At 72.2% G+C, this 22,724-nt stretch carries 23 protein-coding genes; 19 read left to right on the top strand and 4 right to left on the bottom strand.

Annotated elements, in window-relative coordinates:
• The first annotated feature begins 143 nt into the window (after nt 1-143).
• From ACIQPT_RS00560 to ACIQPT_RS00525, 8 genes are all read left to right on the top strand, one after another.
• The gene (locus tag ACIQPT_RS00560) at nt 144-1,226 is read left to right on the top strand and encodes a hydrogenase expression protein HypE (RefSeq protein WP_401150861.1); all 1,083 of its coding nucleotides are present in this window, start codon (nt 144-146) and stop codon (nt 1,224-1,226) included.
• Between the two features lie 93 nt (nt 1,227-1,319).
• Entirely contained in the window at nt 1,320-3,110 is a 1,791-nt protein-coding gene (locus ACIQPT_RS00555) for a nickel-dependent hydrogenase large subunit (RefSeq protein ID WP_401150858.1), read from the top strand.
• A 15-nt stretch (nt 3,111-3,125) separates the two neighbouring features.
• Nucleotides 3,126-4,046, top strand: coding sequence for a NifU family protein (locus ACIQPT_RS00550; protein ID WP_401150856.1), 921 nt, complete (start codon nt 3,126-3,128; stop codon nt 4,044-4,046).
• On the top strand, nt 4,043-4,699 hold the full coding sequence (locus ACIQPT_RS00545; RefSeq protein ID WP_401150854.1) for a DUF5947 family protein: 657 nt from the start codon (nt 4,043-4,045) through the stop codon (nt 4,697-4,699). Before ACIQPT_RS00550 ends, ACIQPT_RS00545 begins: the two co-directional genes overlap by 4 nt.
• Nucleotides 4,696-5,358 (top strand): DUF6084 family protein, encoded by a 663-nt coding sequence (locus tag ACIQPT_RS00540; RefSeq protein ID WP_401150852.1) that lies wholly within the window; start codon nt 4,696-4,698, stop codon nt 5,356-5,358. Before ACIQPT_RS00545 ends, ACIQPT_RS00540 begins: the two co-directional genes overlap by 4 nt.
• Before the next feature lies 1 nt (nt 5,359).
• Complete coding sequence (locus tag ACIQPT_RS00535; RefSeq protein WP_401150849.1) at nt 5,360-6,802, top strand: hypothetical protein; 1,443 nt, start codon at nt 5,360-5,362, stop codon at nt 6,800-6,802.
• Complete coding sequence (locus tag ACIQPT_RS00530) at nt 6,799-7,344, top strand: hydrogenase maturation protease (RefSeq protein WP_401150847.1); 546 nt, start codon at nt 6,799-6,801, stop codon at nt 7,342-7,344. Before ACIQPT_RS00535 ends, ACIQPT_RS00530 begins: the two co-directional genes overlap by 4 nt.
• A 42-nt stretch (nt 7,345-7,386) precedes the next feature.
• The gene (locus ACIQPT_RS00525) at nt 7,387-7,491 is read left to right on the top strand and encodes a DUF6893 family small protein (RefSeq protein ID WP_374202198.1); all 105 of its coding nucleotides are present in this window, start codon (nt 7,387-7,389) and stop codon (nt 7,489-7,491) included.
• On the opposite strand, the gene ACIQPT_RS00520 is transcribed toward ACIQPT_RS00525, so the two are convergent.
• Nucleotides 7,467-7,907, bottom strand: a complete 441-nt coding sequence (locus tag ACIQPT_RS00520; protein WP_401150844.1) for a helix-turn-helix transcriptional regulator — start codon at nt 7,905-7,907, stop codon at nt 7,467-7,469. The genes ACIQPT_RS00525 and ACIQPT_RS00520 overlap by 25 nt on opposite strands.
• Nucleotides 7,908-7,939: 32 nt before the next feature.
• Between ACIQPT_RS00520 and ACIQPT_RS00515 the strand changes: the two genes are divergently transcribed.
• The 6 genes from ACIQPT_RS00515 to hypE all read left to right on the top strand — a co-directional run bounded on the left by ACIQPT_RS00515 (nt 7,940) and on the right by hypE (nt 14,079).
• The gene (locus tag ACIQPT_RS00515; protein ID WP_401151571.1) at nt 7,940-8,344 is read left to right on the top strand and encodes a hydrogenase maturation nickel metallochaperone HypA; all 405 of its coding nucleotides are present in this window, start codon (nt 7,940-7,942) and stop codon (nt 8,342-8,344) included.
• Entirely contained in the window at nt 8,328-9,116 is a 789-nt protein-coding gene (hypB, locus tag ACIQPT_RS00510) for a hydrogenase nickel incorporation protein HypB (protein ID WP_401150841.1), read from the top strand. The genes ACIQPT_RS00515 and hypB overlap by 17 nt, the downstream gene beginning before the upstream one ends.
• Nucleotides 9,113-11,530, top strand: a complete 2,418-nt coding sequence (hypF, locus tag ACIQPT_RS00505; protein WP_401150839.1) for a carbamoyltransferase HypF — start codon at nt 9,113-9,115, stop codon at nt 11,528-11,530. The genes hypB and hypF overlap by 4 nt, the downstream gene beginning before the upstream one ends.
• Nucleotides 11,531-11,544: 14 nt before the next feature.
• Nucleotides 11,545-11,880, top strand: coding sequence for a HypC/HybG/HupF family hydrogenase formation chaperone (locus ACIQPT_RS00500; RefSeq protein WP_093807261.1), 336 nt, complete (start codon nt 11,545-11,547; stop codon nt 11,878-11,880).
• The gene (gene hypD / locus ACIQPT_RS00495; RefSeq protein ID WP_401150837.1) at nt 11,877-13,016 is read left to right on the top strand and encodes a hydrogenase formation protein HypD; all 1,140 of its coding nucleotides are present in this window, start codon (nt 11,877-11,879) and stop codon (nt 13,014-13,016) included. The genes ACIQPT_RS00500 and hypD overlap by 4 nt, the downstream gene beginning before the upstream one ends.
• Nucleotides 13,017-13,089: 73 nt before the next feature.
• On the top strand, nt 13,090-14,079 hold the full coding sequence (gene hypE, locus ACIQPT_RS00490) for a hydrogenase expression/formation protein HypE (protein WP_401151568.1): 990 nt from the start codon (nt 13,090-13,092) through the stop codon (nt 14,077-14,079).
• 15 nt (nt 14,080-14,094) lie between these two features.
• Here the strand turns inward: hypE and ACIQPT_RS00485 are convergent, their stop codons facing one another.
• Genes ACIQPT_RS00485 through ACIQPT_RS00475 form a run of 3 tightly spaced genes read right to left on the bottom strand, consistent with a single transcriptional unit; the run spans nt 14,095 to nt 16,568 of the window.
• The gene (locus ACIQPT_RS00485) at nt 14,095-14,838 is read right to left on the bottom strand and encodes a nucleotidyltransferase domain-containing protein (protein WP_401150835.1); all 744 of its coding nucleotides are present in this window, start codon (nt 14,836-14,838) and stop codon (nt 14,095-14,097) included.
• Between the two features lie 43 nt (nt 14,839-14,881).
• Nucleotides 14,882-15,910, bottom strand: coding sequence for a S66 peptidase family protein (locus ACIQPT_RS00480; RefSeq protein WP_401150832.1), 1,029 nt, complete (start codon nt 15,908-15,910; stop codon nt 14,882-14,884).
• 34 nt (nt 15,911-15,944) lie between these two features.
• A complete protein-coding gene (locus ACIQPT_RS00475) occupies nt 15,945-16,568 on the bottom strand; it encodes a hypothetical protein (RefSeq protein WP_401150830.1) in 624 nt (207 codons plus the stop codon).
• 305 nt (nt 16,569-16,873) lie between these two features.
• On the opposite strand from ACIQPT_RS00475, the gene ACIQPT_RS00470 reads away from it, so the two are divergent.
• From ACIQPT_RS00470 to ACIQPT_RS00450, 5 genes are all read left to right on the top strand, one after another.
• Nucleotides 16,874-17,770 carry a siderophore-interacting protein gene (locus tag ACIQPT_RS00470; protein WP_401150827.1) on the top strand — a complete coding sequence of 299 codons (897 nt, stop codon included), beginning with the start codon at nt 16,874-16,876 and terminating at the stop codon, nt 17,768-17,770.
• A 262-nt stretch (nt 17,771-18,032) separates the two neighbouring features.
• Nucleotides 18,033-19,100, top strand: a complete 1,068-nt coding sequence (locus ACIQPT_RS00465) for a FecCD family ABC transporter permease (RefSeq protein WP_401150824.1) — start codon at nt 18,033-18,035, stop codon at nt 19,098-19,100.
• A complete protein-coding gene (locus ACIQPT_RS00460; protein ID WP_401150821.1) occupies nt 19,097-20,248 on the top strand; it encodes a FecCD family ABC transporter permease in 1,152 nt (383 codons plus the stop codon). The genes ACIQPT_RS00465 and ACIQPT_RS00460 overlap by 4 nt, the downstream gene beginning before the upstream one ends.
• 166 nt (nt 20,249-20,414) lie before the next feature.
• The gene (locus ACIQPT_RS00455; protein WP_065479820.1) at nt 20,415-20,633 is read left to right on the top strand and encodes an MbtH family protein; all 219 of its coding nucleotides are present in this window, start codon (nt 20,415-20,417) and stop codon (nt 20,631-20,633) included.
• Entirely contained in the window at nt 20,630-22,657 is a 2,028-nt protein-coding gene (locus tag ACIQPT_RS00450; RefSeq protein ID WP_401150819.1) for a multicopper oxidase family protein, read from the top strand. Before ACIQPT_RS00455 ends, ACIQPT_RS00450 begins: the two co-directional genes overlap by 4 nt.
• Nucleotides 22,658-22,724 lie beyond the last annotated feature (67 nt).

Below are 22,724 nucleotides of genomic sequence, written 5' to 3'. Positions count from 1 at the left end.
CCACCCGCGTGCCGCGTCCCGCCCCGGCAGGTGCACGCGGGCAATAGGGCCACGCCGCACTTACCGGCCCGGGTGTCCCCGGGGTATCCAGGAAAGAGGCTGCCGACCAGAGAACCTGAAGCGGGCCGATCCGAGGAGGGCTCATGAGCGCCCCGACCGCCACTACGGCCGATCCGGACGTACTGGACGAACCTCAGGAAGACCCGACCGTTCACATTCTGTGGATCAACGCGGGGCTGAGCTGCGACGGGGACTCCGTGTCCCTCACCGCCGCCTCCCAGCCGAGCATCGAGGAACTCGCCCTCGGCGCGCTGCCCGGCCTGCCCAAGGTCGCCGTCCACTGGCCGCTCATCGACTACGAATGCGGGCCCGTCGAGGGTGCCGACAACTTCGTGGAGTGGTTCTTCAAGGCCGACCGGGGCGAACTGGAACCCTTCGTGCTGGTGGTCGAGGGATCGATCCCGAACGAGCGCATCAAGCCCGAGGGCTACTGGTGCGGCTTCGGCGACGACCCGGAGACCGGCCAGCCGATCACCACCAGCGAATGGCTCGACCGCCTCACCCCCAAGGCCCTGGCGGTCGTCGCCATCGGCACCTGCGCCACCTACGGCGGCATCCACGCGATGGCGGGCAACCCCACCGGCGCCATGGGCGTGCCGGACTATCTGGGCTGGGAGTGGAAGTCCAAGGCGGGCATCCCGATCGTCTGCATCCCCGGCTGCCCCGTGCACCCGGACAACGCCTCCGAGACCCTGCTGTACCTGCTCTACCAGGCGGCCGGCGCCGCGCCCATGATTCCGCTGGACGAGGAGCTGCGGCCGACCTGGCTGTTCGGCGCCACCGTCCACGAGGGCTGCGACCGGGCCGGCTACTACGAACAGGGCCAGTTCGCCGACGAGTACGGATCCCCGCAGTGCCTGGTCAAGCTAGGCTGCTGGGGGCCGGTCGTCAAGTGCAACGTTCCCAAGCGCGGCTGGATCAACGGCGTGGGCGGCTGCCCGAACGTCGGCGGCATCTGCATCGGCTGCACCATGCCCGGCTTCCCCGACAAGTTCATGCCGTTCATGGACGAGCCGCCCGGCGGCCATGTGTCGGCGGCGGCCAGCGGGGTGTACGGCTCCGTCATCCGGCGGCTGCGCCACTTCACGGAGAAGACGGTCGACAAGGAACCGAAGTGGCGGTCGAAGAGCGAGACGATCAAGACCGGCTACCGGCCGCCCTGGTGACCTCCCGCCGGCCACCCCGGTGAGCTCGGGCGACCCCGGCGGGCGCGACGGCCCGGACGAGCGGCACGACCAACAGGAAGGCGGCGCGGGACCATGGCGACTGCGACCGGCAAACCCGTCGTCGACGCTGACGGCCTCATGGAGATGTCGTGGGACCCGATCACGCGCATCGTCGGCAGCCTCGGCATCCACACCAAGATCGACTTCGCCGCGAAGCGGGTCGCGGAGTGCTACAGCACCTCGTCCATCTTCCGCGGCTACAGCGTCTTCATGAAGGGCAAGGACCCGCGCGACGCGCACTTCATCACCAGCCGCATCTGCGGCATCTGCGGCGACAACCACGCCACCTGCTCGGTCTACGCCCAGAACATGGCGTACGGAGTCGCGCCCCCGCACCTCGGCGAGTGGATCATCAACCTCGGCGAGGCCGCCGAGTACATGTTCGACCACAACATCTTCCAGGAGAACCTGGTCGGCGTGGACTACTGCGAGCGCATGGTCCGCGAGACCAACCCCGGGGTCCTGGAACTCGCCGAACGCACCGAGGCCCCGCACGCAGCCGACCACGGCTACCGCACCATCGCCGACATCATGCGGTCGCTGAACCCGCTGGAGGGCGAGTTCTACCGCGAGGCCCTCCAGGTCAGCCGCTACACCCGCGAGATGTTCTGCCTGATGGAGGGCCGCCATGTGCACCCCTCCACGCTCTACCCCGGCGGCGTCGGCACGGTCGCCACGATCCAGCTCTTCACCGACTACCTCACCCGCCTCACCCGCTACGTGGAGTTCATGAAGCGGGTCGTCCCGCTCCACGACGACCTCTTCGACTTCTTCTACGAGGCGCTGCCCGGCTACGAGGAGGTCGGCCGCCGGCGCGTCCTGCTCGGCTGCTGGGGTGCGCTGAACGACCCGCAGTACTGCGACTTCACCTACGCCAACATGGAGGACTGGGGCCGCAGGATGTTCGTCACCCCGGGCGTCGTCGTGGACGGCAAGCTCGTCACCAACAGCCTCCTCGACATCAACCTCGGCATCCGCATCCTGCTCGGCAGCTCCTACTACGAGGACTGGGCGGGCATGGGGAAGTTCGTCGAACGCGACCCGCTCGGCAACGAACTGGACGAACGCCACCCCTGGAACCAGCACACCATCCCGGCCCCGCAGAAACGGGACTTCGACGACAAGTACAGCTGGGTCATGTCGCCCCGCTGGTTCGACGGCACCGACCACCTCGCCCTGGACACCGGCGGCGGCCCCATCGCCCGGCTCTGGTCCACGGCCCTGTCCGGACTCGTCGACATCGGCTACATCAAGGCCACCGGACACAGCGTGCAGATCAACCTCCCGCGCACCATGACCAAGCCGGAAATGGCGCTGGAGTGGACGATCCCGCAGTGGTCCAACGCCATCGAACGCAACCGGGCCCGCACCTACTTCCAGGCGTACGCGGCCGCCGCCGCCCTCCACTTCGCCGAACAGGCGATGGAGGAGGTCCGCGCCGGACACACCCAGACCTGGGAGCAGTTCGACGTCCCCGACGAGTCCATCGGCTGCGGCTTCACCGAGGCGGTCCGCGGCGTCCTCTCCCACCACATGGTCATCCGGGACGGGAAGATCGCCAACTACCACCCCTACCCGCCGACCCCGTGGAACGGCAGCGTCCGCGACAGCTACGGCACCCCGGGACCGTACGAGGACGCCGTCCAGAACACCCCCATCTTCGAGGAGAACCCGCCCGAGAACTTCAAGGGCATCGACATCATGCGGGCCGTCCGCAGCTTCGACCCGTGCCTGCCGTGCGGTGTGCACATGTACGTCGGCGGCGGCCGCACCATCGAGCAGACCCATATGCCGACCGGCCTGAGCGGACTGGCGGGCGGCTGACGAGAGGGGCCCACGATGGCGGGAGCCGACCCCGGTGCACGCATCGGCGAACTGCTGGACCGACTGGAGAGCGAGGCCGGACCGGGGGCCCGGGAGACCGCCGACGAACTGGTGCGCAGCGTCGTGGAGTTCTACGGAGAAGGCCTCGCCCGCACCGTACGGCTGCTGCGCTCCGCACCGGCCGGGGCCGACCCCCTCTCCGTGCTCACCGCCGACGAACTCGTCGGCGACCTGCTGATCCTGCACGACCTGCACCCCGAGGACACCATGACCCGGGTCGGCCGGGCCCTCGACAAGGTCCGCCCCTACCTCGGCTCCCACGCCGGCGACGTGGACGTCGCCGGCCTCGACACCGAGGCCCCCGAGGGCCCCACACTCCGGCTGAGACTGCGCGGCAGCTGCGACGGCTGCCCGTCCTCCACCCAGACCGTGCGCTGGACCATCGAGGAAGCCGTCGCCCGCCTCGCCCCCGAGATCGCACACATCGAGGTCGAAGGCGTCACCGAGGCCGCGCCCGCCGAACCGCCCCTGCTCCAGATCCAGCCCCGCCCGCCCGACGACGCCCCGACCGGAGCGCCCGAGCCGCCACGGAACGACGTACCGGCCGAACCGCCCCGCTGGCACACCCTCGCCGCACCGGCCCTCCCCGCCCGGGACCGCACCACCCGCGTCGCCGACATCGACGGCAACGAACTCCTCCTCGTCCGGCTCCCCGGCAACCTGTACGCCTACCGCGACCGCTGCCCCGGCTGCGGCGCCGACCTGCGCACCGCCCCCCTCGACGGGGAGTTCCTCAGCTGCGCCGGGTGCGCCGCCCGGTTCGACGTACGGCACGCGGGGCGCGGCGAGCACACGCACCTGGAACCGCTGCCGCTCCTGGAGGAGGACGGGGCCGTCCGGATCGCGCTGCCCGAACTGCTGGGAGCCGGGTCGTGAGCGCCAACGTGCTGGCCCAGTTCACCCGCCGGCCTCCGCCGCCGGGGGAGCGGTGCGAACTGTGCGGCGAGCCGCTGCCCGACGAGCACCGCCACCTCGTCGACACCACCCGCCGCTCCCTCAAATGCTCCTGCCCGCCCTGCCATCTGCTCTTCACCCGCCCCGGCGCGGGACAGGGCCGCTTCCGGGCGGTCCCCGACCGCTACCTCACCGACCCCGGCTTCCTCCTCGACGACGATGGCTGGAACCGGCTCCAGATCCCCGTCGGGCTCGCCTTCTTCTTCCGCAACTCCGCGCTCGACCGCTTCGCCGCCTTCTACCCGAGCCCGGCCGGAGCCACCGAGAGCGAACTCGACCCCGCCACCTGGGAGGCCGTCATCGGCTCCACCCGGCTCGCCGGGCTCCTGGAGGACGACGTCGAGGCGCTGCTGCTGCACGCCGAACGCGACCGGCCCGCCACCTGCACCCTCGTCCCCATCGACGTCTGCTACGAACTCGTCGGTCGGATGCGGCTCCACTGGAAGGGCTTCGACGGCGGATCCGAGGCCCGCGCGGCCCTCGCGGAGTTCTTCGACCGGGTCGCCTCCCGCGCCCGGCCGCTGCCGGCGGAAGCCGAGGCCACAAGCCCGGGGCACTCCGGAGGCGCCCCGTGACCGACCTCGACTTCCACTGCACCGGCGTCAGGCCCGAGCCCTTCGGCGCGAGCCCCACGCTCCTGTTCGACCTGCGCATCGAGGAACGGGACCACCTGCCCGTGCACGCCGTGGCCCTGCGGTGCCAGATCCGCATCGAACCCGCCAAGCGCACCTACGACCCGGACGAGGTCGACATGCTGGGCGATCTGTTCGGCGAACCCAGCCGCTGGAGCAGCACCCTCAAACCGCTCCAGTTCGCCCACGCCTCCCTCACCGTGCCCGCCTTCACCGGCACCACCCACGTCGACCTCCCGGTGCCCTGCACCTACGACACCGAGGTCGCCTCCGCCTCCTACTTCCGGGCCCTGGCACGCGGCGAGGTGCCGCTGCTGATGCTCTTCTCCGGCACGGTCTTCACCGGCCGCAGCAGCTTCCGCGCCGAGCCGATCCCCTGGCACAAGGAGGCGTCCTGCCTGATGCCGGTGGCCGTCTGGCAGGAGCTGATCGAGGCCTACTTCCCCAACACGGGCTGGCTGCGCCTGCGCAAGGACTGCCTGGAGGACCTGCGCCGCTACCGGTCCGCGCGCGCTCTCCCGTCGTGGGAACGCGTCTTCGACGAGCTGCTGGCCACTTCGGAAGCCGCAGCCGAAGCCGCAGAAGCGAAGGGGGCTGAGTGAGATGACCGCTCCGAACCCCGCCCCGGACCTCGCGGCCTCCCTCGACGACGCGCTCGACCAGGCCCGCACGGTCGCCGACGCCGTCCTCTTCGAGGGCTACGTCCTCTACCCGTACCGCGCCTCCTCCGCCAAGAACCGGATGCGCTGGCAGTTCGGCGTCCTGGTGCCGCCCGCCCGCACCGCCGACGGCGGCGAACACGCGGAGCAGCGCACCGACATCCTCCTGGAACCCCGCTCCGGCGACCGGCTCCACGCCGAACTGCGCTTCCTGCACGTACGACGGCGGACCGTCGAACGCCTCGAACCCGACGGCTCCTACACCGAGGTACCCGAACTGGAGCTGCCCGACCGGGTCCTGGTCCCCTGGGACGAGGGCCACGAGGAACGCGTCCGGCTCCACGCACCCCTCGCCGAACTCACCGGCGAGCAGGCCCACACCCGTACCGTCACCTTCGACCTGCCGCCCGGCACCGAACACGAACCGGTGCTCGACGAGGAGGGCCGCACGCTGGGCCGACTGGTACGCCGGCGCGGCCGCCTCTCCGGCGAGATCCGCCCGTACGTCGAACAACTCCCCGGCCCCTACCGGCTCTCCCGCCTCACCGTCACCGTCCACAACACCGTCGACGCGCCCCCGCCTGCCCACGGCGGCAGCCGCGACGACGCTCTCCCGCACAGCATGATCGGCGCGCATCTGCTCCTCGCGGTGGAGGGCGGCCGCTTCCTGTCGATGACCGACCCGCCCGAATGGGCCCGCCCCGCCGTCGCGGAGCTGCGCAACGAGAACACCTGGCCCGTCCTCGCCGGGCCGGCCGGCCGGGAGGACGTCGTGCTCTCCTCGCCGATCATCCTGGAGGACCACCCCGCCCTCGCCGACGAGAGCCCCGGCCCCCTCTACGACGCCACCGAGATCGACGAGATCCTCTCGCTGCGCACCGCCGCCCTCACCGAGCACGAGAAGCGTGAGGCACGCGGCACCGACGCCCGCGCCGCCGAGGTCATCGACCTGGTCGACACCATGCCCGAAGCGGTACGGGAACGGCTGCACGGAGCGATCCGGGGGCTGCGCGAGGTCACGGGGGAGGAGCCCGCAGCGCCCGCCGCCGGACTCAGCCTCCCCGAAGGCTCCGGGCACCCCTGGTGGGACCCGCAGCAGGACCCCGAGGCGGCCGACACCCCCTCCACCGTCTCCGTCGACGGCGAGGCCGTCGGCGAGGGAAGCCGCGTCCTCCTCGCCCCCGGCTCCCGTCGCACGGACGCCCAGGACGCGTTCCTGCGGGGCTGCCGGGCCACCGTCGAAGCCGTGGTCGCGGACCTGGACGGCGAGGTGCACCTCGCCGTCGTCCTGGACGACGACCCGGGCAACGACATCCGCCGCCAGCAGGGCCGGTTCCTCTACTTCAAGCCCGACGAGGTGACCCCACTGCGGGAGGAGGAGCCATGACCGGTACGGAGACGCCCGCGCGCACGCTCGTCGCCGGGGTCGGCAACATCTTCCTCACGGACGACGGCTTCGGCGTCGAGACGGTCCGGCGGCTCGGCCGCCTGGACCCGTCCCGGCTGCCGCCCGGCACCGAGCTGATGGACGCCGGAATCCGGGGTGTCCACCTCGCGTACAAGCTGCTGGAGGGCTACCGGACCCTCGTCCTCGTCGACACCGTCGGCCGGGGAGGCCCGCCCGGCACGCTCTACACCATCGACGTCGGATCCCGGCCGCCGGACGCCCGCCCCGCACCCGGCCCGCTCGACACCCACGCCATGGACCCCGCCACCGTCCTCGGCCTGCTGCACGACCTGCACGCCGGAGCGGGCGGCACCCTTCCCGACGAGGTGTACGTCGTGGGCTGCGAACCCCTGGACACCGCGGACGGTATGGGACTCAGCGACCCCGTCGAAGCGGCGGTGGAGCCGGCGGTGGGTCTGGTGCTCGACCTGCTGGCACGCCGCGCCACCGCCGTACCGGATTCCGTACCGCAGAAGAACTGAGAACCACGACAGAACTGAGAACCACGACGTTGGAGGCACAGGATGCACTGGATGTGGATCGGCGTCGCCGCGGGCCTCGCGGCCCTCTACGGAGTCGTCAGGAACCTGCCCGACGCCCGGCGTTACCTGCGCATGCGCCGGATGTAATCCCCGTGACCGGAGCCGTGACCGGGGTCGTGACCGGAGTCCCGTCCGGAGTGGTGCGGAGGCCCGTCCCCGCCCCCGACGTCCTCCAGTTGCACATAGCGCTCGAGGAAGAGATGGAGGGTGCTGTGCAGTTCTCCCAGCCGGACGAACCACAGGGCGAGATTCATGGCGCCCTGCGGAGTGATCGCGTATACCCGACGCGCGGGACCCGAGGCGGAGGCACACCACCGCGAGGTGACCTCACCGCACTTCTCCATCCCCCGCAGCAGCCGGTACACATGCGCCGACTCGGCCTCCTCCCAGCCGAACGCGCCCAGCCGCTGCACCAGCTCGTAGCCATGACCCCGACGTTCGGCCAGGAGCAGAAGCAGGACCGGGGTGAGCAGCGCCCGCCGTTCGACCTCGTGACCAGCCATGGTTCTTTCAGGGTAGCGAGGGGGTGAGCACCGTGCATGAGCTGTCCATCGCCATGGCCGTCGTCGACCAGGTGGAGAGCGCGGTCCACGAGCAGGACGCCGGGGACGCGCGCGTCCGGTCGCTGACGCTCCGCGTCGGCGAACTGTCCGGTGTGGTGCCCGAGGCGCTCGACTTCTCCTTCGGGGTGGCGGCCGAGGGCACTGCCCTGGCGGACGCGCGGCTGCTGATCGAAACTGTAGAGGGACGGGCCCGCTGCGAGGGCTGCGGGCGGGACACCGCGACCGGGATGCCCCCGGACCTGTGGTGCGGCGTCTGCTCACGGGCGATGAGCCTGACCGGCGGGCGCGAACTGGAGATCGCCCGGGTCGTCCTGGACGAACCGGGCGGCCGATACGGGGACGACGTACCGGAGGCGAGCCATGTGCCGCACCGTTGACCTGCATCAGGCCGTGCTGGCGAAGAACGACACCAACGCCGTGGAGCTGCGCCGCACCCTCGACGAGCGGGGCACCGCGGCCGTCAATCTCCTGTCGAGCCCCGGCAGCGGCAAGACCGCCCTGCTGGAAGCGCTCCTCACCAGGGCCGTCGCGGGCGGCACCCCGGCCGCCGCCGTCACCGCCGACCTGGCCACCGAGAACGACGCGACCCGCCTGGCCCGCTCGGGAGCCCCCGTACGGCAGATCCTCACCGACGGGCTCTGCCACCTGGAGGCCGGGATGCTGTGGGGCAAGCTGGACGGCTGGCTGCCCGAGGCAACCCGGCTGCTGTTCGTCGAGAACGTCGGCAATCTCGTCTGCCCCGCCTCCTACGACCTCGGCGAGACCCTGCGCATCGCGCTCGCCTCGGTGACCGAGGGGGAGGACAAGCCGGTGAAGTACCCGGCGGCCTTCGGGCTCGCGCACCTGGTCGTGATCACCAAGACGGACCTGGCCGACGCGGTGGAGTTCGGGCGCGAGGCCTTCCTCGCGGGCGTCCAGCAGGTCAACCCGGGCGTGCCCGTGATCGAGACATCGGCCCGCACGGGCGAGGGCGTCGACGACCTGCTCGCCCACGTCCTGCGCGCGGCGGACGGCCTGGAGACGCACACGCCGGTCCTCGCGCGGCAGCACGAGAAGCACCTGCACCACCACGGTGGTGAGGCAGACGCCAAACACGAGCACCCGCACGACCGGGCGGCCGCGCACCTACCGGCGGGAAGCCCGCGATGACGCCCCGGAAGCCCCCGCCCGCGACGGCCCCGCAACCGGCACCGGAGGCGTCACGGGAACCGCGACGGGTCCGCCGCCACCTCACCGTGCGCGGCGCGGTCCAGGGCGTGGGCTTCCGCCCGTTCGTCTACACCCTCGCCGAGGAACACGGCCTCACCGGCTGGGTCACCAACGACGCCGACGGCGTCCACACCGAGGTCGAGGGCCCGGCGGCCGACGTGGCCGCCTTCACCGACGCCATCGGGACCCGTGCACCGCCGCTCGCCCTCGTCGAGTCCGTCGAGCCGCACCCCGTGCCCGTCCTGAACGACGGCTCGGGCTTCACCATCCGGCCCTCCGCCTCCGGCCCCGGACGCACCCTGATCCCGCCGGACACGGCGACCTGCGACGCCTGCCTGGCCGAACTCGCCGACCCGGCCGACCGGCGGTACCGCCACCCGTTCATCACCTGCACGCACTGCGGCCCCCGGTTCACCGTGGTCACCGGTCTGCCCTACGACCGCCCCCTGACCACCATGGCCGGCTTCCCGATGTGCGCGGACTGCGCCCAGGAGTACGCCGACCCCGCCGACCGCCGCTTCCACGCCCAGCCGATCGCCTGCCCGCACTGCGGCCCCCGCCTCACCCTGTGCCGCGGCCCCGACGACCCCGGCGCCCTGCGTGACGCCGAAGCGCTCGCCGAGGCCCGCAGACTGCTCGCCGACGGGGCCGTGCTCGCCGTGAAGGGGCTCGGCGGCTACCACCTGGCCTGCGACGCGGCCGACCCCACCGCCGTACGGACCCTGCGCAAGCGCAAGAACCGGGGCGACAAGCCGTTCGCCGTGCTGGCCGACTCCCTGGCCACCGTCGAAGCCCTCGCCCACGTCGATGACGCCGAACGCGCCCTCCTCACCGGCCCCCGCAAACCCGTCGTCCTGCTGCGTCGCCGCACCCGCTCCACATCGGGCGATGTCGCGCCCGGCGTCGCCCCCGGCAGCCCCGACCTCGGCGTGATGCTCCCGTACACCCCGCTGCACCGCCTGCTCCTCGGCCTGCCCGGCGACCCGCCAGGACCACCCGTCCTGGTCATGACCAGCGGGAACCGCTCCGGCGAACCGATCGTCACCGACGACACCGAGGCCCTGACCCGGCTCGACGGACTGGCCGACGCCTGGCTCGGGCACGACCGGCCCATCCATGTGCCCTGCGACGACTCCGTGGTCCGGATCTGCGCCGGGGCCGAACTCCCGGTCCGCCGCTCGCGCGGCTACGCCCCGCTGCCGCTGGCCCTGCCGCTGCCCGTCGTTCCGGCCCTCGCGGTCGGCGGCGATCTGAAGAACACCTTCTGCGCCGCCGACGACCGCTACGCCTGGCTCTCCGCGCACGTCGGGGACATGGACGACCTCTCCACCCTCACCGCGTTCGAGCGCGCCACCGGGCACCTCACCGGCCTGACCGCCGTCACCCCGCGCCTGCTGATCGCCGACCGCCACCCCGGCTACCGGTCCACCCAGTGGGCCCGCCGCGCCGCCGAGGCCCGCGGCCTCCCGCTGCGCCAGGTCCAGCACCACCACGCCCATGTCGCCTCGACCATGGCCGAGCACGGACTCGACGGCACCGCCCCGGTCATCGGCATCGCCTTCGACGGCACCGGATACGGAGACGACGGCGCGGTCTGGGGCGGCGAGATCCTCATCGCGGACTACGACGGCTTCGAACGCTTCGCCCACCTCCGCTACGTCCCGCTGCCCGGCGGCGACGCCGCCGTCCGCAACCCGTACCGGATGGCGCTGTCCCATCTGCGCGCCGCCGGACTGCCGTGGACGGACGCCCTGCCCTGCACCGCCATCGCGCCACCCGGCGAACGACGCCTGCTGGAGCGGCAGTTGGAGCGCGGGCTGAACTGCGTTCCCACCTCCAGCATGGGCCGGCTCTTCGACGCGGTGTCCTCGCTCGCCGGTGTCTGCCACCGCGTGGAGTACGAGGCCGAGGCCGCGATGCGCCTGGAGAACGCCGCCCTGACCGGCGCGGAAGCGGGCGCGGGCGGCGACGACGGGCGGGAGTCCGCGTACGGGTTCATCCTGGGAGCAGAGCCGGACGGGCCGGCGGCCCCCCTGATCGCCGACCCGCGACCGGTCCTCGCCGCCGCCGCGGCGGACGTCCTCGCGGGCGCACCGGCCACCGCCGTGGCCCGCCGCTTCCACCGCGCGGTGACCGTCCTCGTACGGGAGGTGTGCGCGGCGGCCCGGCAGCGTACGGGCATCGCCACCGTGGCCCTGACCGGAGGTGTCTTCTGCAACGCCCTGCTCACCGAAGGCTGTTGTACGGGACTGGAGGCGGACGGCTTCACCGTCCTGCGGCACCGCAAGGTGCCCCCCAACGACGGCGGACTCGCCCTCGGACAACTGATCGTCGCCGCCCGGACGAAGGAGTGAGGGAGGAGAGCGCCATGTGTCTGGCCGTACCCGGCCGAGTGCTGGAGATCGAGGAACGCGACGCCACGCGAATGGCCAAGGTCGACTTCGGCGGCGTCGTCAAGGACGTGTGCCTGGAGTACGTCCCCGACATGCAGGTCGGCGACTACGCGATCGTGCACGTCGGATTCGCCCTGCAACGGCTCGACGAGGAATCGGCGCGCCAGACCCTGGAACTCTTCGAGAACCTCGGCGTACTGGAGGAGGAGTTCGGCGACCACTGGGGCAAGGCCGCCAAGGACGCGGGCGCGGAGCGCCCGGCAGGGACCGAACTCCCCGCCGACGGGAGTGAGAAGGAGGCACGGTCATGAAGTATCTCGACGAGTTCAGCGACCCGGTCCTCGCGAAACGGCTCTTCGACGACATCCGGGCTCTCACCACGAAACCCTGGTCCCTCATGGAGGTCTGCGGCGGCCAGACGCACTCGATCATCCGCCACGGCATCGACCAGCTGCTCCCCGACGAGATCCGGCTGATCCACGGCCCGGGCTGTCCCGTCTGCGTCACGCCGCTGGAGATCATCGACAAGGCCCTGGAGATCGCCTCCCGGCCCGACGTGATCTTCTGCTCGTTCGGCGACATGCTCCGCGTCCCGGGCAGCGGCCGCGACCTGTTCCAGGTCAAGAGCGAGGGCGCGGACGTCCGCGTCGTCTACTCGCCGCTCGACGCTTTGCGCATCGCCCAGGAGAACCCGGACAAGCAGGTCGTCTTCTTCGGCATCGGCTTCGAGACCACCGCCCCGCCCAACGCGATGACGGTCTACCAGGCGAAGAAGCTGGGCATCGCCAACTTCAGCCTGCTGGTCTCCCACGTACGGGTGCCCCCGGCGATCGATGCCATCATGAACTCGCCGGACTGCCAGGTCCAGGCGTTCCTCGCCGCCGGGCACGTCTGCACGGTCATGGGCACCAAGGAGTACCCGGCGCTCGCCGCCGAGCACGAGGTCCCCATCGTCGTCACCGGATTCGAACCCCTCGACATCCTCGAAGGCATCCGCCGCGCCGTACGGCAGCTGGAGGCGGGCGAGCACACCGTCGAGAACGCCTATCCGCGCGCGGTCAACGAGCAGGGCAGCCCGGCCGCCCAGAAGATGCTGGCCGACGTCTTCGAGGTCACCGACCGGTCCTGGCGCGGCATCGGGATGATCCCGCAGAGCGGCTGGCGGCTGTCGCCCAAGTACCGCGAGTACGACGCCGAGCACCGCTTCTCCGTCACCGGCATCGAGACCGAGGAGTCCACGGTCTGCCGCAGCGGCGAGGTCCTCCAGGGCCTGATCAAGCCGCACGAGTGCGCCGCGTTCGGCAAGGAGTGCACCCCGCGCAACCCGCTCGGCGCGACGATGGTCTCCAGCGAGGGCGCGTGCGCCGCGTACTACCTCTACCGGCGGCTCGAAGCCCCGAAGGAGGCCTCCAAGGCCGCGACGAAGGAGGCGAGTTCCGTTGGCTGACATCGCCCCGGCCCCCGCCGACTTCTCCGGCTGGACCTGCCCCGCCCCGCTGCGCGACCACGAACGCATCGTGATGGGCCACGGCGGCGGCGGAACGCTCTCCGCCGAACTGGTCGAGCACCTCTTCGCCCCGGCCTTCGGCAGCGACATCCTCGCCGAACTCGGCGACTCCGCCCACCTGACGATGGGCGGCGCCCGGCTCGCCTTCTCCACCGACTCCTTCGTCGTCCGGCCGCTGTTCTTCCCCGGCGGCAGCATCGGCGACCTCGCCGTGAACGGCACGGTCAACGACCTGGCGATGGCGGGCGCCGAGCCCGCCTACCTCTCCTGCGGCTTCATCCTGGAGGAGGGCATCGAACTGTCGGTGGTGGGGCGGGTGGCGCAGGCACTCGGCGACGCGGCCCGCACGGCGGGCGTGACCGTCGCGACCGGAGACACCAAGGTCGTCGACGCCGGACACGGCGACGGGATCTTCATCAACACCGCCGGGATCGGGCTGGTCCCCGACGGCGTCGACATCCGCCCCCAGCGCGCCGCCGCCGGTGACGCGGTCCTGGTCAGCGGGCAGATCGGCGTCCACGGCGTCGCCATCATGAGCGTGCGCGAAGGGCTGGAGTTCGGCGTCGAGATCCAGAGCGACACCGCGTCGCTGGCCGGCCTGGTCGCCGACATGCTCGCCGCCTGCCGCGACCTCCACGTCCTGCGCGACCCGACCCGGGGCGGCCTGGCCACCTCCCTCAACGAGATCGCCGGAGCCGCCGGCATCGGCATCACCCTCGACGAAGGCTCCCTCCCGGTACCCGAGACCGTCGCCAACGCCTGCTCCTTCCTCGGCCTCGACCCCCTGTACGTCGCCAACGAGGGCAAGCTCGTCGCCTTCGTGCCCCCGGACCACGCCGACGCGGTCCTGGAAGCGATGCGCGCCCACCCGCTGGGCAAGGAGTCGGTACGGATCGGGACCTGCGTCGCGGAGCATCCGGGCATGGTGGTGGCGGCCACGGGCCTGGGCGGCACCCGGGTGGTGGACATGCCGCTGGGCGAGCAGCTGCCGCGTATCTGCTGAGAGGCGAACCGCTCGTCAGGACCCGCGCGCCTCGAAGGCCCCCCACCGGTGCGCATAGCCTTCGCGCAGCGGCCCGCCGACCACCTCCAGCACCTCGGTCGCCGCAGCGGCCAACGGCACCGGATCGGCCCGCTCCGCCACGGCCAGGTGCCCGTCCAGCAGGGCGTTCCCCAGCCCGGGATCCGCGGCCAGGAGCCGCCGCGGCAGCCACTTGCCGATCCCCGTCCAGGCGCCGCGGTGGGCGGTGACGAGTTCGGCGGCCTCCCGCAGGACGTGGTCGGCGACGACGAGCTGCTCATGGCGGCTCGTCGGCGGTGTGTCGACCAGGTCGTCCAGGTAGCAGGTCAGCACATAGCGGCCGTGGCGCCACTGGTCCACCGTCAGCGGCGGTGGTCCCAGAGCGACGATCTCCTCGGCCAGCCGACGTGTGTCGGCCGCATGCCCCGACGGGTCGGTCAGGGTCACCCCCTGGGCGTAGACGAAGACGACGGTCGCCCGCCGCCGGGCACGGTCCCACGCGAAGAACCCGGGCACGTCCCCCACGGCGTTGAGGAAGAGCTCCGCCTGGCGGCCCTCGTGGCGCACCACGCGGCGGCCGCTTCCGGCGGAGTCCGGCAGGAGCACACCGATGTCGAGGTCACTGCTCGCCGTGGCCCGGCCCTGGGCGGCCGACCCGCCGAGAACGGCCCCGAGAGCCTCGGGGTACAGCTCGCGCACCAGGCGAACGGCCTGGGCCGACGCGGTTTCGGGATCACTCATGGGCCTGCATGGTGCCAGGCCGCCGGGGCGGACGCCACGGCGGTCAGTCCAGCGTCTGGGTCAGCTCACCGCGCGTCGCCGTGTGCACGACCCGGGCGCGCGCCCCGTTGACGAGCGGCAGGTACGGCGGCACATGGCCGCACTCGACGTCGGCGACGATCGGCACGTCCAGCGGTCCGAGCGCGTCCAGCACGGCCTGGTGCTGGGTGAGCGAGGCGGTGTCCGGGGCCGAAGTCCGGCCCACGAGTACGGCGTTGGCCGCGTCGAAGAAGCCGGCCAGCCGCATCCCGTGCAGATAGCGGCAGATGGCGAACGCGTCGTCGCCGGCGGCCTCCACGTACACGAGAAGCCCCTCCGGGGCGTGCGTGCGGGCGAACGTCGAGGTGTCGAGGTACGGCGTACCGGTGAGGTTGCACAGCATCTCGACGCAGCCCCCGATCAGCCGCCCCTCGACGTCCACGTCGCCGCCGCCGTCCAGCCGGGTCCACCGGCCCGGGAGGTCGAGCGTGAGCGTACGGGCGTCGGGGTGCTCCGCCCAGTCGTCCCAGCCCGAGGACCGGTGCCGTTCCGGCGGGATCTGGGTGAACCGGTGCCCCGGCGGGGCGGCGACGACGTCGAACCAGGACACCAGACCCTTTGGCACCCGGTACGGGGTGTCCATGAGGTTGTTCCCGTGCACCGTCGCCACCCCCGTGAGCAGGGTCAGCGGTGTCATCACGGTCGACAGGTCCGAGTAGCCCACCACCCAGGTCGGCTCCGCCGCCCGCACCGCTTCCCAGTCGATCAGCGGCAGCAGGTCGATGGCGGTCTCCCCGCCCCACGGCGGCACCACGGCTCTGATGCCGGGGTCCGTGAGCATCGCCGTCAACTCGGCCGCCCGGTCGGCCGCGGGCGCGCTGATGTGCCCGGAGCCGTCCATGCACCGGCCGGTCACGACCTCGTACCCGCGCGCCTCCACATCGCGCACCGCCACGGCGAGCCGCTCGCGCAGCTCCTCGGGCACTCCACTCGAAGGGGAGGTGACCCCGATGCGGTCACCGGGACGAAGGGGGCGCGGATATCGAACGGGCATGCGGTGGATTCTGGCACAACGCGCCTGTGCCGGGTCAGCGCATTCCGCTGGGCCGCGTGGGCAGTTCGGCGTGGCGGACGGTGAAGCCGCCCCGGGTGGCCGGAGCGAAGGGCGCGGGCGCCATACAGGTCCCCACCTTCGGGGCGGTGACGTTCCCCTGCTCGTCGGTCTCCTCGGGGTCGACGTTCGCCACGCCCCACGAGAACCCGAGCCGGTCCGGCTCGCCCGCGCGTCCCTCGCCGACGCTGAAGCCCAGCCGCTCGCCGACGGGCCCCACGTCGGACCGGGTGACGACGGCGGTGAGCGTCGCCGTGCCGCCGCCGGTGACCAGGCAGTCCACCCGGGCCTTCGCCGTGGCGATCTGCCCCGTGGCGGCGACGACGTGCCGGAAGCTCACCGTGCCCCGTGCGTCGGTGGGCAGCCCCTGGGGCAACCCGGGAAGCGGCCGGGAGTAGGGCGCCGCATCGGCGTCGATCGTGAAGCGGATGTCGTCGTCGGGGCTGAACGCATAGTGGATCCGTGCCGATCCGTGGACGCTCGCGGTCGTGGCCGGCTTGGCGGCGGGGGCGTCGTCGGCGGGTGCCGCGCCCGTCGCGGCGGTCGCGGTGAGAGCCGTCAGCGCGGCGATGCCGAGTGCTGCGAGGGAGGTGACGCGCATGGTGAACTCCTTGTTCCGGGGTGCTTGCTGCGAGGTGGTGCTACGGGCGTTTGCCGTGGTCACCAGCTTGGTCCCGGCACCCCGTCGGATCCATCGGCCGTTCGGCAGACGCGCGGGTGCGGTGTCGTCGGCTCCTCTGCCGAACGGCGGAGGACCGGGGTGTGCGCCGTCGTACACCGGCCGTGTGATCGACGCCGTCTCGAACTGGTGCCCATGGAAGGTTAGGCTGGCCTAAGTCAATTCGGTTCTCTCGTCCCCGCGGGCGAGGCGCTCAGGCCGACCACGCGTACGAAGGGGCAGTGTCCATGACGATCCACCGAGCCGTCGTCGCCCGAGTGCAGCCGCTCACCGCGAGCATGACCCGCGTCACCCTGCACGGTGAAGGGCTGGCGGGCTTCCGGACCACCGGGGTCGGTGACGAGTACGTGCGGATCTTCCTTCCGCACGGCCCGGACCGCACCGCCGTGTCCCTGCCCCGGACCACCGAGCAGGGCGGGTGGGAGACCCCCGAGGGGCAGCCCGTCGCGCCGATGCGCACGTACACGATCCGCGCGGTCCGTCCGGAGGCCGGCGAGCTCGACATCGACTTCGTGCTGCACGAGGGCGGCATCGCGTCCGGCTGGGCCGCCGAGGCGCGGCCCGGGGACGTCGTGGGCGTCAACGACCCCACCGGGCTCTACAGCCCCCCGGCCGATCTCACCTGGCAGGTGCTGGTCGCCGACCAGACCGGTCTGCCCGCCGCCGCCCGGCTGCTGGAGAACACCCCGGACCACATCAGGACCCGGGTGGTACTGGAGGCGCCCGACCCCTCGGCCGTCCTCCCGCTGCGGGAACCGGCCGACTCCAAGGTGACCTGGACCTACGGCGGAAACGGCCACGGCCCGAGCCGGCTGGCCGATCTGGTGGCCGCCGCCGTCCCGCCCGGCACGGATCTCGCGGGCGGGTACGTATGGGTCGCGGGGGAGACCAACGCCCTGCGTTCGGTGCGCCGTTACCTCCGGCGCGAGCTGGGGCTCCCGGCGGATCGCTTCAAGGTCGTCGGCTACTGGATACCGAACTCCGACACCTGGTCCGAGCGGTACGAGGCGCTGCCCGACGCCGTGCGCTCCGAGCTGGAGGCCCTCTGGGACGACCCGGCGGCCGGCGACTCCGAGGACCTCACCATCCGTTACGAGGCCCGCCTGAGCGATCTCGGGCTCTGACCGGGCCCCGACCGGGCTCCTCAGCCGCCGCGATCTTAGGTAAGGTCAGCCTTACTTCGCGGGGGGTTCCGCTTCGCCCGACCAGTCAACCGGCCTGTGCGACAGGTCGGTTGGCCGTGCGTCGCGCCACTGCGATGACAGTGGACGCGACGGAAGGCTGCACCATGCGGTTGGTTATGTTCGGCTCTCGGCCCCGGGGGCTTCGCGCGCCGCGGGTGTTACGGCACGGCCCTCGGCCCGTCCGGACGGGCGGGACGCCGACGTGACCGCCCCGCCCACCGCCGTCGGCCGCCGGTCCGCCGCACGGAAGCCACAGCCGGAACCCACCGTCGCCCGGTCCGCCCTGCGCGGCGGCGGACTCCTCGTCCTCACCGGAGTGCTCCTGCTCCTCGTCGTGCTGAGCACCTGGATCGGCACGAAGGACACCACCCTCGGCCAGGTGTGGACCGCCCTCTGGAACGACGACGGCTCCTACACCACCGACGTCGTCCGCCAACTCCGCTTGCCGCGCACGCTCGTCGGTCTGATGACCGGCGCGGCCCTCGGCGTGGCGGGAGCGGTCATGCAGGCCGTCACCCGTAACCCCCTGGCCGACCCGGGGCTGCTCGGCGTCAACGCGGGCGCCTCGGCGGCGGTGGTCTTCGGTATCGGCGTCGTCGGCCTGGCCGGCTTCGGGTCGCTGGTCTGGTTCTCCTTCGTCGGCGCGGCGCTCACCACGGTCGTCGTGTACGTGCTCGGAGCCTCCGGAAGGGCCGGGCCCACGCCCGTACGCCTCGCGCTGGCCGGGGCCGCGGTGAGCGCGAGCCTGAGCGGCGTCATCGCCGGACTCACCGTTTTCGACTCCGCGACCTACGACTACCTGCGGTTCTGGATGGTCGGCTCGCTCGCCGGACGGGAGCCCGAACTCGTCGTGCAGCTCCTGCCGTTCGTGGCCGTCGGGTTGGTGATCGCCCTGCTGCTCGCCCGCCCGCTGAACTCCCTGGCCCTGGGCGAGGAGTTGGGCCGGGCGCTCGGGGCGCGGATCGCCCGGACCCGGATCGCCGCCGTGATCGCCGTGACCCTGCTCTGCGGCGCCTCGACGGCGGCCGCCGGGCCGATCGGCTTCGTGGGCCTGGTCGTTCCGCTGGTCGCGCGCTGGCTGACCGGGCCGGACCTGCGCTGGGTGCTGCCGTATTCCATGGTGCTGGCCCCGGTGCTGCTGCTGGTCTCGGACATCATCGGCCGAGTGGCACTGCCCGGCGACGAGTTGGAGGTCGGCGCCGTGACCGCAGTGATCGGCGCTCCCGTGTTCATCGCGATGGTGTGCCGACGCAAGGAGGCCTCGCTGTGACGACGACGGAGATCCGTCCGGCCCCGGAGGCGGGCGCCGGCGCGTCGGACGCCGCCCGGCCGGTGCGGCTGTGGTCGGGACGGGTCAGCTTCCGCATGCACCGGCGTACGGCCCTGGTGAGCGGCGGCGCCCTGCTGCTGGCGGCGCTCCTGCTGCTGGTCAGCCTGGGCGTCGGCTCCTACCCCGTACCGGTGCCCGACGTGGCGCGCGCCCTGTTCTACGGTACGGGCGACCGGCTCGCCGTCCACTTCGTCAACCAGGAGCGGCTGCCCCAGGCCCTGTTGGCGATCCTGGCCGGCTGTGCGCTGGGCATGAGCGGCGCGATTTTCCAGAGCGTGTCGCGCAACGCGCTCGCCAGTCCCGACGTCATCGGCTTCAACAGCGGCGCGGCGACCGGAGCGATCCTGGTCATCGTGACGTTCGGTGGCGCGGCGGCCTCGGTGGCCGCCGGAGCGATCGCCGGTGGCCTGGTCACCGCGCTGCTGGTCTCCGTCCTGGCGAGCAGGGGAGGGCTCCACGGCATCCGGCTGGTCCTCATCGGGCTCGGCGTGACCGCGATGCTCGGATCGGTCAACTCCTATCTACTCACCCGGTCCTCCCTCAACGACGCCCAGAACGCGCACATCTGGCTCGTCGGGACGCTCAACGGGCGGGGCTGGAGCTCCGTGCAGATCATGGCCGTCGCCCTGGTGGTCCTCCTGCCGCCGGTGCTGCTGTTCGGCAGACGACTGCGGATGATGGAGCTCGGCGACGATCTCGCCACCGGCCTGGGCGTCCGGGTGAACCGCTCGCGGCTCGCCCTGACGGTGCTGGGCATCGGGCTGTGCGGGGTGGCCGTGGCGAGCGCCGGGCCCATCCCGTTCATCGCGCTGGCGGCCCCGCAGATCGCCGCCATGGTCAGCCGCAGCCCGGGCGTCAGCCTGTTCTCGGCGGGGGCGGTGGGCGCCGGACTGCTCTCGGCCGCACACCTTGCTTCCAGCCAGTTCTTCACCGCCCTGGTGTGGGCCGACCGGCAGGTCGGATGGATCCAGGTGGTGGAGGAGTCCCAGCGCAACAATCTGCTGCCGGTGGGCGTCACCACCGCCGTGCTGGGCGGTGTGTACCTGGGCTGGGTGCTGTTCAAACGGCGCGGCACCGGCACCGCGTGAGGGAGGCGCCCCGGGTGCGCAGGCGTCCGGGGCGCTCATTTCAAGCCATCAAAACCGGTGTTGAGTGAGTGAGTTGTGGGATTCGGTGCGTCAACCGCGAGATGGGTGGGTAGGGTCGCTGAGCGATCAAGTAAAGGTAGCCTTACCTAAGTAGATGGAGGTTGCGGTGACCAATCCGTTCGAGGACGAGGACGGCACCTACCTGGTGCTCGTCAACGACGAGGGACAGCACTCCTTGTGGCCCGCGTTCGCCGAGGTGCCCGCCGGGTGGACCGTGGCCCACCCCGAGGACACCCGCCAGGCCTGCCTGGACTACGTCGAGCAGAACTGGACCGACCTGCGGCCCAAGAGCCTGATAGAGAGCATGGCGGCCGATCCCACATGAGAACTCCCCCCAAGCTGTCGGACCTGGTCGCCCGCCGGGGGTTCCTCATCGGAGCCGGCGTGGCGGGCGCGGGGGCGGCCCTCGGCACCGGACTCGCCCTCCCCGGCGGATCCGGCCGCGCCATGGCCGCCACCGCGCCGCCCCGCTCCGCCCTGATGACGGCGGCCCTCGGCACCCCGCTCGACGACCTGCCCGACGCCGTCCGTGAGGCCCGGGAGGCCGGGCCCCGGCTCACCGGGGACGCCGCGGGGAAGGCCGCCCGCGCGGCAAAGGCGGCGAAGGCCCTCGTGCCCTTCCTGGACCCGCTGCCCGTGCCCCGGGTCATCAGCGGCCGCAAGGGAGAGCTGACCGTCACGATGCGCTCGGCCCGCGTCCGCCTCCACCGCAGCCTGCCGCACACCCGGCTGTGGACGTACGAGGGCACGCACGTCGGCCCGACCATCGAGGCGAAGCGCGGCAGCCGACTCCGTATCGCCTGGGAGAACGACCTCACCGGCGCCTACCCCCTGCCGGCGGTCCGCGTCCCGTTCGCCTACGACCCCGAGCTGCCCCTCATGTGGGACCGCCCGGGGCGCGAGGGGGCCGCGGTGCGCGCCGACGTCGCCGCACTGCCCCCGTGGGCCGTGGTGCACCTGCATGGAGCCGTCACCGGCGGCGGCAACGACGGCTGGGCGGAGAACGCCGTCCTGCCGGGCGCCGCCCAGCTCGCCGAATACCCCAACGAACAGCCCGCCGCCGGACTCTGGTACCACGACCACGCCATGCACATCACCCACCTCAATGTGATGACCGGCCTCGGCGCGGGCGCCTATCTCATCCGGGACGAGGAGGAGCGGCGGTTACGGCTTCCCGCCGGAGACCGGGAGGTCCCCCTCGTCTTCTACGACCGCAACCTCGACCTCGACGACGACGGCGCCTTCACCGGCGACCTCCTCTACAAGGGCATCGTCGTCGCCGACGACCCCTATGAACTGGTCCGCCCCTTCACCGGACCGTTCAACCTGGTCAACGGGGTGATCTGGCCGCACCTGGAGGTCGAGGCCGGCTGGTACCGCTTCCGCGCCCTCAACGCCTCCAACAACCGCCCCTACCTCCTGAAGATCCTCGACGAGGAGGGCGAGGAACTCCCCGCCGAGGCCTTCCGGCTGATCGGCACGGACAGCGGACTGCTGCCGAAGCCCGACCCGGTGACGGACGGCGTCCCGCTCACCCCCGGCGAACGCGCCGACCTCCTGGTGGACTTCTCCGCCCTGCGCGGCCGGCGGCTCCGGCTCGTCAACGCCCTGCCCGAACCCGGGGCCCGCCCCGACCTGATGGAGTTCCGCGTCGCCTCGCGGGCCGGGCACGACACGTTCGTCCCGCCGAAGCGCCTCGCCACCTCCTTCACCCCGGTGAGGCCCCCGGCCGCCGCCCCCGAACGCCTCGTCATCGTCACCCCCGTCTACCCCAAGGACCCCGAACTCTGGGAGATGGAGGAGACCGAGGCCCCCGAGGGCGAGCTCCCGATCGACGGAATCGTCCAGATCGAGGACGAGCGCGGCACGGTCCGCACCTTCCGGCGGGTCTCCGCCACCTTCGAGGACCCGGTACGGTTCACCGTCGCCGCCGGAGCCACCGAACGCTGGCGCTTCCTCAGCCTGGAGAAATCCGAGGGCGCCTACCCGCACCCGATGCACCTCCACTCGGTCGCCTTCCAGGGGCTGAGCCGCGAGGTGTACGACGTCGGCTCCTTCACCTTCTTCGAGCTGCCGGGCGGCGGTTACGGAGCCGGCACCACCACTCCGATCCGCTGGCGGAAGAACGCCCCGCTGACCGCGGCCGAACAGGGCCCCAAGGACGTCATCTCGCTCGCGCCCGCCCAACTCATCACGGTCGGGGCCACGTTCGACGGGCCGCCCGGACGGTTCATGCACCACTGCCACGTCTACGAGCACGAGGACATGATGATGATGCGCCCCTTCGTCGTGCAGCCGAAAGCCGTCCTGGACCTCGCCCCCCACCACGGCCACAGACCCCAGGCCTGACCCACCCCGGGGCCGGCTCCGGGCCCACGGAGCACACCGCACCGGGACACCGGCCCGCACCACCGGC

It is taken from the genome of Streptomyces sp. NPDC091289, from assembly GCF_044757365.1.
Taxonomy (GTDB): domain Bacteria; phylum Actinomycetota; class Actinomycetes; order Streptomycetales; family Streptomycetaceae; genus Streptomyces.
The sequence above is the reverse complement of the archived record's forward strand: the minus strand, read 5'-3'. Positions and strand labels throughout refer to the sequence as shown.

Excerpts from the sequence above, each read along its gene's own strand:
- ACIQPT_RS00560 (WP_401150861.1), top strand. The coding sequence starts at position 144 with ATGAGCGCCCCGACCGCCACTACGGCCGATCCGGACGTACTGGACGAA.
- ACIQPT_RS00555 (WP_401150858.1), top strand. The coding sequence starts at position 1,320 with ATGGCGACTGCGACCGGCAAACCCGTCGTCGACGCTGACGGCCTCATG.
- ACIQPT_RS00550 (WP_401150856.1), top strand. The coding sequence starts at position 3,126 with ATGGCGGGAGCCGACCCCGGTGCACGCATCGGCGAACTGCTGGACCGA.
- ACIQPT_RS00535 (WP_401150849.1), top strand. The coding sequence starts at position 5,360 with ATGACCGCTCCGAACCCCGCCCCGGACCTCGCGGCCTCCCTCGACGAC.
- ACIQPT_RS00530 (WP_401150847.1), top strand. The coding sequence starts at position 6,799 with ATGACCGGTACGGAGACGCCCGCGCGCACGCTCGTCGCCGGGGTCGGC.
- ACIQPT_RS00525 (WP_374202198.1), top strand. The coding sequence starts at position 7,387 with ATGCACTGGATGTGGATCGGCGTCGCCGCGGGCCTCGCGGCCCTCTAC.
- ACIQPT_RS00520 (WP_401150844.1), bottom strand. The coding sequence starts at position 7,907 with ATGGCTGGTCACGAGGTCGAACGGCGGGCGCTGCTCACCCCGGTCCTG.
- hypB (WP_401150841.1), top strand. The coding sequence starts at position 8,328 with ATGTGCCGCACCGTTGACCTGCATCAGGCCGTGCTGGCGAAGAACGAC.
- hypF (WP_401150839.1), top strand. The coding sequence starts at position 9,113 with ATGACGCCCCGGAAGCCCCCGCCCGCGACGGCCCCGCAACCGGCACCG.
- ACIQPT_RS00500 (WP_093807261.1), top strand. The coding sequence starts at position 11,545 with ATGTGTCTGGCCGTACCCGGCCGAGTGCTGGAGATCGAGGAACGCGAC.
- hypD (WP_401150837.1), top strand. The coding sequence starts at position 11,877 with ATGAAGTATCTCGACGAGTTCAGCGACCCGGTCCTCGCGAAACGGCTC.
- hypE (WP_401151568.1), top strand. The coding sequence starts at position 13,090 with ATGGGCCACGGCGGCGGCGGAACGCTCTCCGCCGAACTGGTCGAGCAC.
- ACIQPT_RS00485 (WP_401150835.1), bottom strand. The coding sequence starts at position 14,838 with ATGAGTGATCCCGAAACCGCGTCGGCCCAGGCCGTTCGCCTGGTGCGC.
- ACIQPT_RS00480 (WP_401150832.1), bottom strand. The coding sequence starts at position 15,910 with ATGCCCGTTCGATATCCGCGCCCCCTTCGTCCCGGTGACCGCATCGGG.
- ACIQPT_RS00475 (WP_401150830.1), bottom strand. The coding sequence starts at position 16,568 with ATGCGCGTCACCTCCCTCGCAGCACTCGGCATCGCCGCGCTGACGGCT.
- ACIQPT_RS00470 (WP_401150827.1), top strand. The coding sequence starts at position 16,874 with ATGACGATCCACCGAGCCGTCGTCGCCCGAGTGCAGCCGCTCACCGCG.
- ACIQPT_RS00450 (WP_401150819.1), top strand. The coding sequence starts at position 20,630 with ATGAGAACTCCCCCCAAGCTGTCGGACCTGGTCGCCCGCCGGGGGTTC.